A 15858-nucleotide genomic window follows, 5' to 3' on the forward strand; every position below is an offset into this window, starting at 1 on the left:
CGATGTCTGTTTTAAGCGGTAAAAAAATACTACTCGGCGTTTCCGGAGGAATTGCCGCCTACAAAACAGCCTCGTTAGTCAGATTATTTATAAAAGCCGGTGCACAGGTCCAAGTGGTCATGACACCGGCTTCTAAGGATTTTGTAACACCGTTAACCTTATCCACACTTTCCAAAAATCCTGTTCATTCTTCCTTTTACAATGACGAAGAGGATAATGCCCAATGGAACAATCATGTGGAATTAGGACTTTGGGCCGATTTGATGCTCATTGCCCCGGCCACAGCCAATACACTTTCCAAAATGGCGAATGGCAACTGTGACAACCTTTTAATCGCTACTTATTTATCCGCTAAATGTCCGGTTTACTTTGCTCCGGCCATGGATTTGGATATGTACAAACATCAGTCTACAATAGCTAGTTTTTCCCTTTTGCAAAAATTCGGCAACATCATGATACCTGCTGAAAGCGGTGAATTAGCGAGCGGTTTATCCGGTGAAGGTAGAATGGCAGAACCCGAAAACATCATTGCGTTTTTAGAAAAAGATTTGGAAAGTCGATTGCCGTTGCGCGGTAAAAAAATCATGGTAACCGCCGGACCAACTTATGAAGCTATTGATCCGGTTCGGTTTATCGGCAATCATTCTTCCGGTAAAATGGGTTTTGATATTGCTGAAAGTGCTGCCAATCTAGGTGCTGAAGTAATTTTAATTTCAGGACCAACACACTTAAAAACCAATAATTCCGTTATTAATTTAATCCGAGTAACTTCGGCTCAAGAAATGTACAATGTTTGCCATCAATATTTCGGTGCGATAGATGTGGCCATTTGCGCTGCCGCTGTAGCCGATTACAGGCCAAAAGTTGCGGCAGATCAAAAGATTAAGAAGTCCGATGCTGAATTCTCTATCGAATTGGAAAAAACAAAAGACATCTTAGCCTCATTGGGACAAATTAAACAAAAACAATTCCTGATTGGTTTTGCTTTGGAAACTGAAAATGAAATTGAAAATGCCAAGTTGAAAATCCGGAAAAAAAACTTAGATTTGATTGTTTTAAATTCGCTTCAAGACAAAGGCGCCGGTTTTGCAACTTCTACGAATAAAATTACTTTTATAGATAAAGATTTTGTAATTGAACCCATGCCGTTAAAATCTAAAGAAGCTGTAGCGGATGATATTATGACTAAAGTAATTACACATTATGAAAAAAACAGCTAGTTTTCTTTTATTCTTTTTGGTTGGATTGGCCAATGCACAACAATTGAACTGTTCGGTTCAGGTTAATTCTGATAAAATTGCCAGTACCAACAATCAGATTTTTAAGAATTTAGAAAAATCGATCAGCGAGTTTGTCAATAAAACCGATTGGACCGGAGAATCTTTAAGCCAAAACGAAAAGATAAATTGCTCCATGGTAATCATCTTAAACAGCTATGATTCCAACCAATTTACGGCTACGATTCAAGTAGAATCTTCCCGACCGATTTTTAATTCTACTTATTCCTCTCCGGTTTTTAATTACAATGACAAAGACTTTTCTTTTCGTTATGTAGAATTCGAAAACTTGCTTTTTAATCCGGCGAATTTTGATTCTAATTTGGTTTCTGTTTTAGCTTTTTACAGTTATATGATTCTTGGTCTTGATGCTGATACTTATTCATTAAATGGGGGAAAACCTTGGTTTGATGTTGCTCAGCAAATCATGACCGTCGCCCAGCAAAGCGGTTATAAGGGTTGGAGTCAAGCCGATGGTAACCAAAATCGTTTCTTTTTAATTAGTGACATGATGTCGGGTACTTATGACGCTTTTAGAGAGGCGATGTACCAATACCATAGAGAAGGATTAGACAATATGACCAAAGACTTAAAAGCTTCCAAAGAAAAAATCATGGAATCGATAACGACTTTGAGTGGTATTTATAAAGTGCGTTCCAACGCTTTTTTGACCAGAGTTTTTTTTGATGCCAAAGGCGATGAGATTGTTTCCATACTTTCCGGCGGACCTAAAGTAGCCGTATCGGGTACTATTGATACTTTGAACAGAATTTCTCCGCTCAATTCAAGCAAATGGGCAACCATCAAGTTATAATTAGTATCTTTACTACTTAAACTGTACTACATTTTCCGCACATGATTACTTCGCTTTCGATTGAAAATTTTGCCTTAATTGAAAAATTAAACATTGATTTTTCTACCGGTTTTTCAATTATTACGGGTGAAACCGGAGCCGGAAAATCTATACTTCTCGGAGCATTAGGCTTGGTTCTGGGTAAAAGAGCCGATTTAACTTCGCTTAAAAACAAAGAAGAAAAATGTATAGTGGAAGCCAATTTTGCTCTCGGAAAATATGACTTGCAAGCTTTCTTCGAAGCCAATGATTTGGATTATGAAGAAGAAACCATCATCAGAAGAGAAATTCTGCCTTCCGGAAAATCGAGGGCTTTTGTCAATGACAGTCCGGTCAATTTGCAGCAATTGCAAGACTTAAGTTTTTATCTAATCGATGTGCATTCGCAGCACCAAACTTTAGAATTATCTGAAGAAGAATACCAGTTTAAAATCATAGATGCCATTGCGGATAATCAAGTTTTGAGAAATGACTATTCGTCAATTTTAAAACAATATCGCGAGGCTAAATCATCTCTTGAAGCCAAGAAAACCAGTTTGTCTGCTATTCTGAAGGAGAAAGATTATAACGAGTTTTTGTTTAACGAATTACATTCAGCTAACTTAAAAGTAGGAGAATTGGAAGAACTCGAAAAGAGTTATGAAGCGCTCAATAATGTTGAGTTCATCAAGGAAAATCTTTCGACGCTCCTGGCTTTGGCCAATGAAGACGAATTTGGTTTGTTGAAAAACCTAAAAGAATTCAAATCTGTTCTTCAAAAAAACGCTTCTTTTTCAATTGAATATGAATCGCTTTTTGAAAGAACCAATTCGGTGTTAATTGAGTTGGATGACATTGTTAAAGAACTCAATCGCGAATCGGAATTGGTTTTTAATGATCCTGAAAAATTAGAACTCCTCAATCAGAAACTACAATTGATATATGGTTTGCTGAAGAAACATCAAGTGCAAACGGTTGAGGAATTAATTGACATTCAAAATGATTTAGAGCGCAAAGTAGTGTCGGTTGTTTCTTTGGAAGAGGAAATTATAAAATTGGAAAACAGTCTCAAGAATTTTGAAGTGCAATTGGATACCATTGCGGCAAAAATATCTCAAAGTAGGAGTGAAGCCATTCCGAATCTCAGCAGCAAACTGATTGAGACTCTCAATTTGTTAGGCATGCCCAATGTTCGTTTCAAAATTGAGATAACGCCTACATCCAACTATCATAGCAACGGAAAAGACGGTCTGCAGTTCTTGTTTTCCGCCAATAAAGGAACTGATTTTGGCTTACTGAAAAAAGTGGCTTCAGGCGGTGAAATGTCCCGAATTATGTTGGCCGTAAAATCGATTTTATCCCAATATTCGAAATTGCCGACGATTATTTTTGACGAAATCGACACCGGAGTTTCGGGAGAAATTGCCAATAAAATGGGAGAAATTATGCGTGGCATGAGTCAGACCATGCAAGTTTTTGCTATTACCCATTTACCGCAAATTGCCGCCAAAGGCAACACTCACTATAAAGTCTTTAAAACGGTTTTGGGTGAGAATACGGTATCCGAATTAAAATTGTTGACCAATGACGAACGAATCATAGAAATTGCCGAAATGCTTTCGGGAAAAGATATTTCTGATTCGGCATTGAATCATGCCAAAGCGTTACTGAACTAACCGTTTTAATTTATTATTTTTGTACCACTTTAATTTTAATATACAGACAACTTAATTTCACAACATATGATTATAGAACCAAGAATGCGCGGGTTTATTTGTTTAACGGCTCACCCGGATGGATGTGCACAAAGCGTTAAAAATCAAATTAGTTATGTAAAATCTAAAGGAACTATTGAGGGAGCCAAAAAAGTATTAGTGATTGGTGCTTCTACCGGTTTTGGTTTGGCCTCAAGAATTACGGCTGCTTTTGGTTCCAATGCCGCGACGATTGGTGTTTTCTTTGAAAAAGAACCTGCAGAAGGCAAAACAGCCACACCGGGTTGGTATAATTCTGCTGCTTTTGAGCAAGAAGCACAAAAAGCAGGCTTGTATGCCAAAAGTATCAATGGAGATGCTTTCTCTAACGAGGTAAAACAAAAAACAATCGATTTAATTAAAGCCGATTTAGGTCAAGTGGATATGGTAATTTACAGTTTGGCTTCACCGGTTCGTATGCATCCTGTAACCGGTGTTTTACACCGTTCAGTTCTAAAACCTATTGGAAGTACATTTACCAATAAAACAGTTGATTTCCATACCGGAAATGTGAGTCAGGTTTCTATTGAACCCGCCAACCAAGAAGATATAGACAATACTGTTGTAGTTATGGGTGGAGAAGATTGGTCAATGTGGATGGAGGCTTTAAAAAATGCCGGTGTTTTGGCTCAAGGAGCAACAACCATTGCCTATTCTTACATCGGACCGGAAGTAACCGAAGCAGTTTACAGAAAAGGAACAATCGGTAGGGCCAAAGATCATCTGGAAGCTACTGCTTTTGAAATCACAGACAGTTTAAATTCTTTAGGGGGAAAGGCCTATGTTTCGGTTAACAAAGCATTGGTAACCCAAGCCAGTTCTGCTATTCCGGTTATTCCACTTTACATTTCTTTGTTGTATAAAATAATGAAAGCCGAAGGCGTTCACGAAGGTTGTATTGAGCAAATCCAGCGACTTTTTGCGGACAGACTTTATACCAATGCAGCAGTTCCTACTGATGACAAAGGCAGAATCAGAATTGATGATTGGGAAATGCGTGATGATATTCAAGCAAAAGTGAAAGCGTTGTGGGCAACTGCAACCACAGAAAACTTACCGGAGATAGGAGATTTAGCCGGTTACAAGCAAGACTTCTTAAACTTATTCGGTTTCGGTTTTGAAGGAGTGGATTACACAGCTGAAGCAAATGAGATGACACAGATACCAAGTATTGTTAATTAAAACTGTTATTCATTCCATAAAATGATATAAAAACTCACAAATATTTGTGAGTTTTTTTTATTTACTATACCTTTATGGACAATTAACTTTTAATCTTTAACAAATGAAAAAACATTACTTAATGTTATTTGCCTTGTTCTCTTTATGGCAAATAAATGCCCAAGTACTGAACCAAAATGCGGGTTGGCCTAATCCGGCTTGGACAGTTACGGGAACTTACAGTGCTGCAGTCGGAGCTTTAGAATCAAATCCGACATCTACAGCAAACTTTGCTTTTGATGATGATGATGCCGGTAATCCTAGTGCGGATAACATTGCCGCTGAATCACCGGTTATTGATTTAACTCCGGCATTTACTGCAGGGGAAACATTATTAAAAGTAGATGTTCAATACGGATACCGTTATTTAGCTCCGGATGTTTTGCGTTTTGAATATTGGAATGCAGATACTGCTGCTTGGGTAGCTTGGGGTGGAAATATTCCGGGTAACAATACTACGGTTACTGATTTGTTTTGTAGTATTCCAAAGACTGCTTATACAACGTCTATCCTTAACATAGCTTCTTTTACTCCGACTCAATTGTCAGGTTTCAAATATCGTATCGCATATGACGATAATCCTGACGGCGGTTCTTGGAACTGGGGTTTTTGTTTTAATTCTCCGGTTTTACAATCTATACCACCACCATGTTTAACTGGATTTAACTTTCCTTCAGGTGTTTTTACACCTAGTACTTGTGATGGTTTAACACCAAATCAGGTGTCTGATGTATCTTATGCTGGTGATTATTTTACAGTAGCTGTAACTAACGGTCAGACTTATAAGTTTACAAGTTCTGTTCCTACTGACTATTTTACAATTAGTACAGATAATGGAGCCTCAGCGGCAGCTTTTGGTACACAACCACTTACTTGGGTATCTACTGTAACCGGTAACATTAGAGTGCATATCAACACTAATCCTGCTTGCGGTACCGAAGATGCTGATAGAACTACCAATGTAATTTGTGGTGTATTGTGTCTGACAGGAAATTTATACCCAACAGAAACTTTAACTGCAGATACATGTGATGGCACCACAGTTAATGTGCCAATTGATGATGCATGGGCAGGAGAGTATTCTAATGTTGAAGTATTCTCAGCCAATACTTATACTTTTTCAACATCTATTGCTACAGATTATTTAACTATAACTTCGGCAGATGGTTTAACTGCATTTGCAGTAGGAACCGGTAGTGTTGTTTATACACCAACTGCCAATGGTACAGTACGATTTTACATTCATACTGATGCTGCTTGCGGAACTTCAACAACAGCAAGAGAAAGAAGAATAGTTTGTACTACGGCTGCAGTGCTTCCGGGTTGTGCAACAGCTCCGGTTCCTGCTGACGGAAGTACTACTGTACCTGCTTTTGCTACTTTTGATTTGTCTTGGACTGCTCCTACAACAGGTGATCCTGCAACATCTTACGATGTTTATACTGGAACTGCTGTAGACAATTTAGTTTTTGGAGGTAATTTTACTACGACCACCATTCCTAATGTTGGCCCTGTTGGTGAATACAGTTTTACCATCTATTGGCAAGTTATCGCCAGAAATGCAGCAGGTGAAGCAATAGGCTGTTCGATTTGGAGTTTTACAACAGAGGCTCAACCAACAGATACAGTTGATTATGCAAACTTACAATGGCCACCAACCGCTTCGATTGTACAAGGTGGTAATACAACTGTTTACGGAAGAGTTTATGAACCGGGTCTTACAGATACTACTTCAGGGCAAGCACCTGGTGTACTTGCATGGGTAGGAATTAGCCCTGTTGGTGATAATTCAAATCCAAATACATGGACTACATGGATTCCTGCCACTTTCAATGTTGAAGCGGGTAACGATGACGAATATCAAGCTGTAATAGGAACTGCTTTAGCGCCGGGAACTTATTATTACGCTACAAGATTTACTTTAAACGGTGGTCCGTTTGTTTATGGTGGTATCAATGCATCTCCGCCAAACAATGGTAATTTCTGGGATGGGGCTACTTTCGGTAGTGGTGTCTTAACTGTAACTCCGGCTCCGGCTCCGGCTAACGACGAATGTTCAGGTGCTATTGCTTTGACTGCAGGAGGTGTTTTTGGTGATTATGATATTGACTCGTCTAATATTGCTTCTACTTTAAGTACCCAAACACCAAACCCAAGTTGTGGAAACTTTAATTTTACTACAAGTGGAAAAGATGTTTGGTATAGTGTTGTTGTTCCTGCATCAGGTACTTTAACAATTGAAACTTCTACAACAGCTGTTGGTGGTGCCGGTATGGATACGGTTATTCAAGTTTATTCAGGTGATTGTAATGCTTTGGTTGCCGTAAATTGTGACGATGATGGTTCGCCTGAAACAGCATTTGGACTTACCAGATTGGCTTTAACCGGTCAAACACCTGGTGCAACTCTTTTGATTAGATTGTTCGGATATAACGGTACAACCGGTTCTTACAGTATTTCTGCTTATGATGCTTCTTTATCGGGAGCAACTTTTGACAACGCCAGTTTCTCTTACTATCCTAACCCGGTTAAGAATGTATTGAATTTGTCTTACAGTCAAGCGATTTCTAATGTAGAAGTTTACAATTTATTAGGACAAAAAATGATTGCTAATACTATTGGTGCTAATCAAGGTCAAGTTGATATGTCTAACTTAGCCAGCGGTACTTATATTGTAAAAGTAACAGCAGACAATCAGATTAAAACCATCAAAGTGATAAAAGAATAAGTTCTAATTGCTTTATAATTGTTTAAAACCACCTAAATTTTAGGTGGTTTTTCTTTGGTATAAAACTTATCTTTGTTAAAATTTAAGCGATGTATTTTTCAATTATAATTCCGGTTTATAACAGACCTGATGAAATCAATGAACTTTTGGAAAGTCTGTGTCTTTCCGATTATGATAAAAACTTCGAAATTGTAATTGTTGAGGACGGTTCTTCAATTCCGTGTGGAGAAGAGATTGATGCCTTTAGGAGTAAACTTAATATATCTTATTATTACAAAGAAAACAGCGGCCCGGGTGATTCGAGAAACTTTGGAATGCGAATGGCCAAAGGACAATACTTTATCATTTTTGACTCAGATTGTATCATTCCGAAACAGTATTTGACTGAAGTTGAAAAAGAATTAACTTTGAATTATGTAGATTGTTTTGGAGGTTCCGATGCGGCATTAGAATCATTTTCAAATATCCAAAAGGCAATCAATTTTGCAATGACTTCTTTCTTGACTACCGGAGGAATACGCGGTGGTTCGGAAAAGTTAAATAAATTTCAGCCCAGAAGTTTTAATATGGGAATATCCAAAAAAGCATTTGAAGCCTCAAATGGGTTTGGGAATATTCATCCCGGAGAAGATCCTGATTTATCCATAAGATTATGGAAATTAGGTTTTGAAACAAGGTTGTTTTCAAAAGCATTTGTGTATCATAAGCGAAGAATTGATTGGGAAAAATTTTCTGTTCAAGTCAATAAATTCGGCAAAGCCCGACCAATATTAGACAGTTGGTATCCCGAATACAGTAAGCTGACTTTTTTCTTTCCAACCTTATTTATAATAGGGTTTTCAATTTCAATTTTTTTGTTCCTTTTAGGTATAACCTTTCCGGTTTTATGTTATGCTTTTTATTATATATTAATTTTTGTCTTTGCTACCTTGCAAACTAAAAATCCTGAAATCGGGTTTTTATCTGTAATTGCGGTTACAAAACAATTCTCTGGTTATGGTAGAGGATTCTTAGAATCGTACATCAAAATTAAACTTCAAAAGCAAAAGCCCGAAGTGGCTTTTCCTGAATTATTTTTTAAAACCAAGTCATGACAAAAGTAATCGGACTTACCGGCGGTATTGGCAGCGGAAAAACGTTAGTGGCTAATTATATCAAGTCCAAAGGGATTCCGGTATACATCGCTGATGATGAGGCCAAAAAAATAATGGAAGATCTTACGGTAATTCAGAAAGTGGCCAACATCTTTGGAAATGAAATTATAACGAACCATAAAATCGACCGGGCAAAATTGGCCGAAAGGGTATTTAACAACTCTGAAGCACTTCAAAAGCTCAATACTCTCATTCATCCACTTGTTAAACAAAACTTCGATATTTGGTTGAAAAATCATCAAAAATTCCCATTGGTCATAAAAGAAGCCGCCATTTTATTTGAAAGCGGAAGCTATAAAGATTGTGACACCATTATTACTGTAACGGCACCTTTAGAGACTCGTTTACAGCGGGTTATCGAACGCGATAAAACAAATCGAGAAAGTGTTTTAAGCCGAATGAAAAACCAGTGGTCTGAAGAACAAAAAATAGCGAAAAGCCATTTTGTAATTCACAATATATCCGTGGAAGACACTAAAAATCAAGTGGATAATATTCTTGATTTATTAAAAAATCAACAATATTAACTTGAGATGTTAATGTTTGGTTAATGTATTTATTGTATAAATGTTAAAATACTAAATTTGTTTAATGAATAAATTGTTTTTTCGTTTACTAGTCATCTTAATGAGTTTATCCTTAATAGGTATAATTCTTGTTCAAGTGTATTGGTTTGACAAATCCTTTGAAAACAATGAAGAACAATTTAAATTTCATGTCAAACAAGTTCTTGGAAACGTTGCTGAAAAATTGCAAAAAAGTGAAGCTTACACGTATTTTGAACAGTACAATAATGTCATAGACAGTACCGGAAAAGTTCCTGATAAAAGCGATTTTTTAGAATTTGGATATTACCAAAGAGATTCCAGAACCAATGAGATGATTGTCTATTCCAATAGCATTATATCTGAAGATTACGGCATTAACTCATCGTTCTTTGACAGAAAAATGGATAGTTTAAGAGAAATTAAAAACTATACCGCCAAACGGAAAACAGAGATTTATACTGATGATATTGACAATTCCTCTATCAAGCAAAATCAATCGCCCGATATAAAAATTGAAAAAGAAGGCCGTGCTGAAATACTGGACAATGCTCAGTTTGAAATTTTTTACAAAGACATAGCTGCTTTAAGACCAATTCAGGAAAGAATTAGTAATGAAAAATTACAAAAGCTATTGTCTGATGAGCTCAACCAATATGGTGTTAAAACACCTTTTGAGTATAATATCTACAGCAACGGTTTAGCCACAAAAGTAAAATCGGAACGATTCAGATACGAAAAGGCTTCAACTTATTCTATCCCGATTTTTATTGATAATGACGGCAATAACAAATACCAGTTGTTGGTCACTTTTCCACAGAAAAAGAAATTCTTATTCTCAGAGTTAATCGGAATTTGCATATTGTCTATCGTATTCACGCTAATCATAATAATAGCTTACTCGAGTGCGTTAAACCAATTAATCAAGCAACGTCAGATTTCTGAAATCAAAACCGATTTCATTAACAACATGACACACGAGTTTAAAACACCCATTGCAACGATAAACTTGGCTTTAGATGCTATTAAAAACCCTAAAGTAATTGAGGATAAAGAAAAGATTTATCGTTATCTCCAAATGATAAGGGATGAAAACAAAAGAATGCATGCCCAGGTGGAGAATGTATTGCGAATCTCCAAATTGGAAAAAAGAGAATTAGAAATCAATAAGGAATCAAACGATATACATGGTATAATTGAAGACGCTATCGACCACGTAAATCTCATCATAGATGACAGAAACGGTAGTATAACTACTCATTTTGATGCCACCAGAACAACGGTTTTGCTGAATGATGTTCACTTTACCAACGTTTTTGTTAATATTTTAGACAACGCCATAAAATATTCTCCCAATAATCCCGTTATAGATATCTATACCGAGAATGTAAAGGAGTTTGTTATTGTCAAAATTAAAGACCAAGGCGCCGGAATGACCAAAGCTGCTCAAAAAAGAATATTTGAAAAATTTTACCGCGAACACACCGGTGATTTGCACAATGTAAAAGGCCACGGATTAGGATTGGCCTATGTAAAACGAATACTTGACGACCACAATTGTCAAATTTTCGTAGAAAGTGAAAAAGGAAAAGGAAGTACATTTATAATTAAAGTCCCACTCATAAATTAAAAAAAATACTATGGAAGCAAATAAAAAAATACTTTTAGTCGAGGATGACCAGAACTTCGGAATCGTGTTAAGGGAATACTTAACACTCAACGATTTCGATGTTACTTTAGCCAAAAACGGCATGGAAGGTTTCGAAAAATTCAAAAAAGATAATTACGATTTGTGTATTTTGGATGTCATGATGCCTTACAAAGACGGTTACACCTTGGCCAAAGAAATCAGAGAAAAAAACAAAGACGTGCCTTTGATTTTCCTAACGGCAAAATCCATGAAGGAAGACGTGATGAAAGGCTACAAAGTTGGGGCTGACGATTATCTAAACAAACCGTTTGACTCTGATGTTTTACTGATGAAAATCAAAGCCATCATCCAAAGAAAAGCTGCAGAGACTAAAAATGAACCGGCCAAATTTGAGTTCCAAATCGGGAAGTTTCTTTTGAATTCTAAGTTGCGTTATTTGAAATTCGAAAACGACGAACCTATCAAATTGTCACCAAAAGAGTCTGATTTATTAAAAATGATGGCGATTTACGAAAACGACTTAATGCCGAGAGAATTGGCCTTAACCAAAATTTGGAGAGAAGATAACTATTTCACTTCAAGAAGTATGGACGTTTACATCGCCAAATTGCGTAAATACCTCAAAGAAGATCCAAACGTTGAAATCCTCAACATCCACGGCGAAGGTTTCCGTTTGGTGGTGAAGAAATAAATTGAATCCCTGTCATTTGACGGGGATTTTTTTTTTGGAGCTGTTTCCGGCTTTCCATTCTATCTTTTTTAAAAGCCTGAGGGCTATTTAAAAAAGGATGCCATTACAATCCGGGCTAGGGCAACTTGCTATTTGAGCCATAATTGCAAAGCAAAGCAAGTCTTTTCTTCACGCTCAACCGCAAATATGACATGGTCTTCGGAAACTTTCTGCTTGATTTCAACCTTGTCGTTTAGCGAAACTTCTTTGAGGTAATTCATTTCAAAACTTTCAATTTTCTGGTTTTGAATCACCGCTACATCAACGCAATCCAAACACCATTCTAAATATTTCACACTATTGGCGTGGTTCACGATGTCTAAATCGGAAAGTTTCACTTTATGCTTGCCAATCGTTTGCATTTCATGCTGGAAATCGATTTTGCCAAACATTTTTTCAGTAGCTCTTTCGGTATATTTCTCAAAATGCTCATGCGGCAAAGCTAATGATTCAGGCCGTCGCGTTTTGGTATTAAAAACGGCCCAAAAAGTTTCACAGCCTATAATTTTTTCGTCACCAATATACATTTCCAAACAACGTATCGAACGCGAATTTTCAAGCGAGTTTATCCAAGTTTTTACGGTTACCGTTTCTTTCCATTTAGGCAAACGTTTGATTTCAACTCGCATCCGACTCAAAACCCAAGCCTGATGATGCGCTTGCATATCGCTAAAACTAATGCCACCTAATTCGGCATGAAAACCGGCCGTTAATTGCAAAATATTACACAAATCAGTGTATTTCAAATACCCATTAGGATAGCATTGTAAGAAAGTGATTTCCCAATTTTGTTGGAGTTTTGAGGTGAAATTTGCTGCAATAGGCATATAAATAATTATGAATTATGAATTATGAATTATGAATTATGAATTATGAATTATGAATTGGTTTTCTATATGCTCAATAATTTTTTTTCTGTCAACTTGATAATCAAACCAAGTGGCATTTTCACTACGCTTAAACCAAGTGATTTGGCGTTTGGCAAAACGGCGCGTATTTTTCTTGATTTCTTCTATGGCAAAATCTAAACTAATCTTTCCGGTAAAATAATCGAATAATTCTCGGTAGCCAACCGTTTGCAATGCATTCAATTGTTGGTGCGGAAACAATTGTTCGGCTTCCGCCAAAAGGCCTTCATTCATCATGAGGTCAACGCGTTGGTTGATTCGGTCATACATAATTGCCCTGTCGGCTTCCAAACCGAGGACAATAGGAGTGAAGTGGCGACTGTTTTTCTTTTGTCCGATAAAACTCGAATACGGTTTTCCGCTGCCTAAACAAACTTCCACAAAGCGTTTCATCCGTTGCGGATTTTGTAAAGTTTGTGGATTTTCAACACTTAGTTTTTGGTAATACACCGGATCTGATTTTTTTAATTTTTGCTGTAGGTAATCAATCCCAAGTATTTCAAAATCAGCATTTATTTGCTTTCTGATATTTTCGTTAATCTCCGGAAAATCGTCAAAACCTTTGAGTACGGCATCGACATACAAACCCGAACCGCCAACCATGATTTGGACGTTATTCTTCAGAAATAATTCGTCTAATTTAGCTATCGCTTCCTGCTCAAAATCACCAACAGAATAGGACTCGTGAATCGATTTGTTTTGAATAAAATGATGTGGTGCTGAATTGAGTTCTTCCTCGTTTGGAACCGCTGTGCCAACTCGCATCTCCTTGAAAAATTGTCGACTGTCACACGAAATAATATCACAACCGAAATGTTGGGCCAAAGCAATGCTTAGGGAAGTTTTCCCGATGGCTGTTGGTCCTATAATGGTGATTAAGTAGTTCAATGCACTTTGTTTTTTTAGCCCCGATTGCAGCTGGCTACCATGTAGCGCGGAAAGCGGGATTAGCTTCTAATTAAAATTTTACAATTCGAATTACTTTATGTCTTCGCAAATAACCTTGAATAATGGTTCGGGTGTCTCGGTTGTTTTGCATCGGGATGATTAGGTTTTTCAGGATTTCGATGTTGTTGACTTGGTAATTCAAATCGAAAAAGCAATAGCCTTTATAAATTCCGTTTTCAATCAGCACTGCGCTGCGTTCGTTAATATTTCTGCCACGGTCGATGATGACCATATTGTCATTGTCAAACTTCATTTCGCTGATGAATTCTGCTACGCGATCGTTATACTCTTCTGGCGGTTCTTGGTTAATGCAAGCGCCTTTGCACTCTTTGATTTTGAGTTGAAAACAACCATTCTTGGTCTCATATAAACCGTTGATTTTTTGGCACAATTGGTGTTCGGCGGTAATTTTATGCAATATGTTTTTGCCTTCTTGTATCGACGTAAAGGCCGTAATTTCTTTTTTGCGACCATCCGCTTTTTGAACTCTCAAAGCCAAATAGCCGTTTTCGTCTTTCTCCGCATACAAGGCATATTGGAAAATAGTTTTGCGTTGCGAACGGTTGTAAATTGGCTTATTGATTTTGATTTCTTCGCTTTCTTTGAGCAAAGCAATGAGTTCGCTGCCGGTTTCTTCATAGGTTACTGCAAAAACATCGCGTTGGATTTTCTTGCTTTTGCCTGAAGTTCCGGTGAAATGTTGGTTGATGCGTTTCTTGATATTCTTGCTCTTGCCAATGTAAATCAGATCTCCTTTTTCGTTGTGGATATAGTAAATACCGGTTCGAGTAGGCATGCTTTCTACGATATCGAGTAATTTGGGCGATAATCCTTTTTTAATTTCGGCTTTGATTAAGCTGATGAGAATTTCTTTAGAAACGTCTTTGTCCAAAATCATTTTGAATAATTTCACGGTAGCCAAAGCATCTCCGCTGGCGCGATGTCTGTCGGTTACCGGAATACCTAAGGAACGAACCAATTTTCCCAAACTATAAGAAGCTTGCCCGGGAATCAGTTTTTGAGCCAATTCGACCGTACAAAGCGTTGGTTTAACATAATCATAGCCCAATCGACTGAATTCAGTGCGCAAAATTCTGTAGTCAAACGAAGCATTGTGTGCTACAACGATACAATTCTCAGTGATTTCGATAATGCGTTTGGCGACTTCATAAAACTTAGGAGCCGAGCGTAACATAGCATTGTTTATTCCGGTCAATTTGACCACAAAGGGTTGAATGGGTTTTTCAGGATTGACCAAACTGATAAATTGGTCCACAACTTCGTGACCGTCAAACTTGTAGATGGCGATTTCGGTAATGCCTTCTTCGTTAAACTGGCCTCCGGTGGTTTCTATGTCGAGTATGGCGTACAAGTAAGTGATTAGTAATTAGTGAATAGTAATTAGCTTTTATCGTGTTCCAAAGATACTACTTCCTATGCGAACCATGTTACTGCCGCAATCGATGGCAAGTTGGTAGTCGCCGCTCATGCCCATGGATAGGGTTGTCAGTTGTCGGTTATTGGTTGTCGGTTGTTGGTATTTATCGAATAATGACTTTAGGTATTTGAATTCCTTTTCGATTTGTTGCACATTATCAGTGAAGGTAGCCATGCCCATTAAGCCGACAATTTTGATGTTTTGCATTTCTTTTAGTTCTTCTGAATTTAGTAATTCATCTAATTCTGTTTCATCTAAGCCGAATTTGGTTTCTTCTTCAGCGATGTGAATTTGCAACAGACAATTAATATTTTTTCTCCAACGAACGGCTTGGCGGTTGATTTCTTTGAGTAATTTCAAACTGTCAACCCCGTGAATCAGTTTCACATACGGCACCATGTACTTCACTTTGTTGGATTGCACGTGGCCAATCATATGCCATTCAATGTCCTTGGGCATTTGCTGCCATTTTTCGGTCATTTCCTGGATTTTGTTTTCCCCGAAAATGCGTTGGCCTGCATGGTAGGCTTCCATCAAATCGGTCACGGGTTTGGTTTTAGAAACCGCTACCAGTGTAACATTTTCAGGAAGAGAAGCTTTTATATCGAGAAGGTTTTGTGCTATTGACATGCTTATATTTTAATTTTCCACTTCGTACTTTGTAAATCGCAC

Annotated in this window: 13 protein-coding genes; 9 read left to right on the forward strand and 4 right to left on the reverse strand. The window is 37.4% G+C overall.

The annotated features are described in order from the left end of the window. The first annotated feature begins 2 nt into the window (after positions 1-2). From coaBC to P7V56_RS08305, 9 genes are all read left to right on the forward strand, one after another. Positions 3-1220, forward strand: a complete 1218-nt coding sequence (gene coaBC, locus P7V56_RS08265; RefSeq protein WP_171223114.1) for a bifunctional phosphopantothenoylcysteine decarboxylase/phosphopantothenate--cysteine ligase CoaBC — start codon at positions 3-5, stop codon at positions 1218-1220. Further along, positions 1204-2091, forward strand: coding sequence for a type IX secretion system protein PorD (porD, locus tag P7V56_RS08270; protein ID WP_171223113.1), 888 nt, complete (start codon positions 1204-1206; stop codon positions 2089-2091). Before coaBC ends, porD begins: the two co-directional genes overlap by 17 nt. 41 nt (positions 2092-2132) lie before the next feature. Continuing rightward, the gene (gene recN, locus P7V56_RS08275) at positions 2133-3785 is read left to right on the forward strand and encodes a DNA repair protein RecN (RefSeq protein ID WP_171223112.1); all 1653 of its coding nucleotides are present in this window, start codon (positions 2133-2135) and stop codon (positions 3783-3785) included. A gap of 66 nt (positions 3786-3851) precedes the next feature. Next, the gene (fabV, locus tag P7V56_RS08280; RefSeq protein WP_171223111.1) at positions 3852-5045 is read left to right on the forward strand and encodes an enoyl-ACP reductase FabV; all 1194 of its coding nucleotides are present in this window, start codon (positions 3852-3854) and stop codon (positions 5043-5045) included. 103 nt (positions 5046-5148) lie between these two features. Beyond that, a complete protein-coding gene (locus P7V56_RS08285; RefSeq protein WP_171223110.1) occupies positions 5149-7812 on the forward strand; it encodes a T9SS type A sorting domain-containing protein in 2664 nt (887 codons plus the stop codon). Between the two features lie 89 nt (positions 7813-7901). Next, entirely contained in the window at positions 7902-8906 is a 1005-nt protein-coding gene (locus P7V56_RS08290) for a glycosyltransferase family 2 protein (RefSeq protein WP_171223109.1), read from the forward strand. Then, the gene (gene coaE, locus P7V56_RS08295) at positions 8903-9493 is read left to right on the forward strand and encodes a dephospho-CoA kinase (protein WP_171223108.1); all 591 of its coding nucleotides are present in this window, start codon (positions 8903-8905) and stop codon (positions 9491-9493) included. The genes P7V56_RS08290 and coaE overlap by 4 nt, the downstream gene beginning before the upstream one ends. Positions 9494-9557: 64 nt before the next feature. Then, positions 9558-11141, forward strand: coding sequence for a sensor histidine kinase (locus P7V56_RS08300; RefSeq protein ID WP_171223107.1), 1584 nt, complete (start codon positions 9558-9560; stop codon positions 11139-11141). Between the two features lie 10 nt (positions 11142-11151). Then, positions 11152-11853, forward strand: coding sequence for a response regulator transcription factor (locus P7V56_RS08305; protein ID WP_171223106.1), 702 nt, complete (start codon positions 11152-11154; stop codon positions 11851-11853). A 128-nt stretch (positions 11854-11981) separates the two neighbouring features. On the opposite strand, the gene P7V56_RS08310 is transcribed toward P7V56_RS08305, so the two are convergent. The 4 genes from P7V56_RS08310 to P7V56_RS08325 all read right to left on the reverse strand — a co-directional run bounded on the left by P7V56_RS08310 (position 11982) and on the right by P7V56_RS08325 (position 15816). Further along, positions 11982-12719: an acyl-[acyl-carrier-protein] thioesterase gene (locus tag P7V56_RS08310; RefSeq protein WP_171223105.1), complete on the reverse strand. Its 738-nt coding sequence runs from the start codon at positions 12717-12719 to the stop codon at positions 11982-11984. A 36-nt stretch (positions 12720-12755) separates the two neighbouring features. Beyond that, positions 12756-13688 (reverse strand): tRNA (adenosine(37)-N6)-dimethylallyltransferase MiaA, encoded by a 933-nt coding sequence (gene miaA, locus P7V56_RS08315; protein WP_171223104.1) that lies wholly within the window; start codon positions 13686-13688, stop codon positions 12756-12758. A 70-nt stretch (positions 13689-13758) separates the two neighbouring features. Further along, positions 13759-15120, reverse strand: coding sequence for an exonuclease domain-containing protein (locus P7V56_RS08320; RefSeq protein ID WP_171223103.1), 1362 nt, complete (start codon positions 15118-15120; stop codon positions 13759-13761). A 36-nt stretch (positions 15121-15156) separates the two neighbouring features. Continuing rightward, positions 15157-15816: a YggS family pyridoxal phosphate-dependent enzyme gene (locus tag P7V56_RS08325; RefSeq protein WP_171223102.1), complete on the reverse strand. Its 660-nt coding sequence runs from the start codon at positions 15814-15816 to the stop codon at positions 15157-15159. Positions 15817-15858 lie beyond the last annotated feature (42 nt).

This window comes from Flavobacterium sp. IMCC34852 (genome assembly GCF_030643905.1).
Classification (GTDB): Bacteria; Bacteroidota; Bacteroidia; order Flavobacteriales; family Flavobacteriaceae; genus Flavobacterium; species Flavobacterium rivulicola.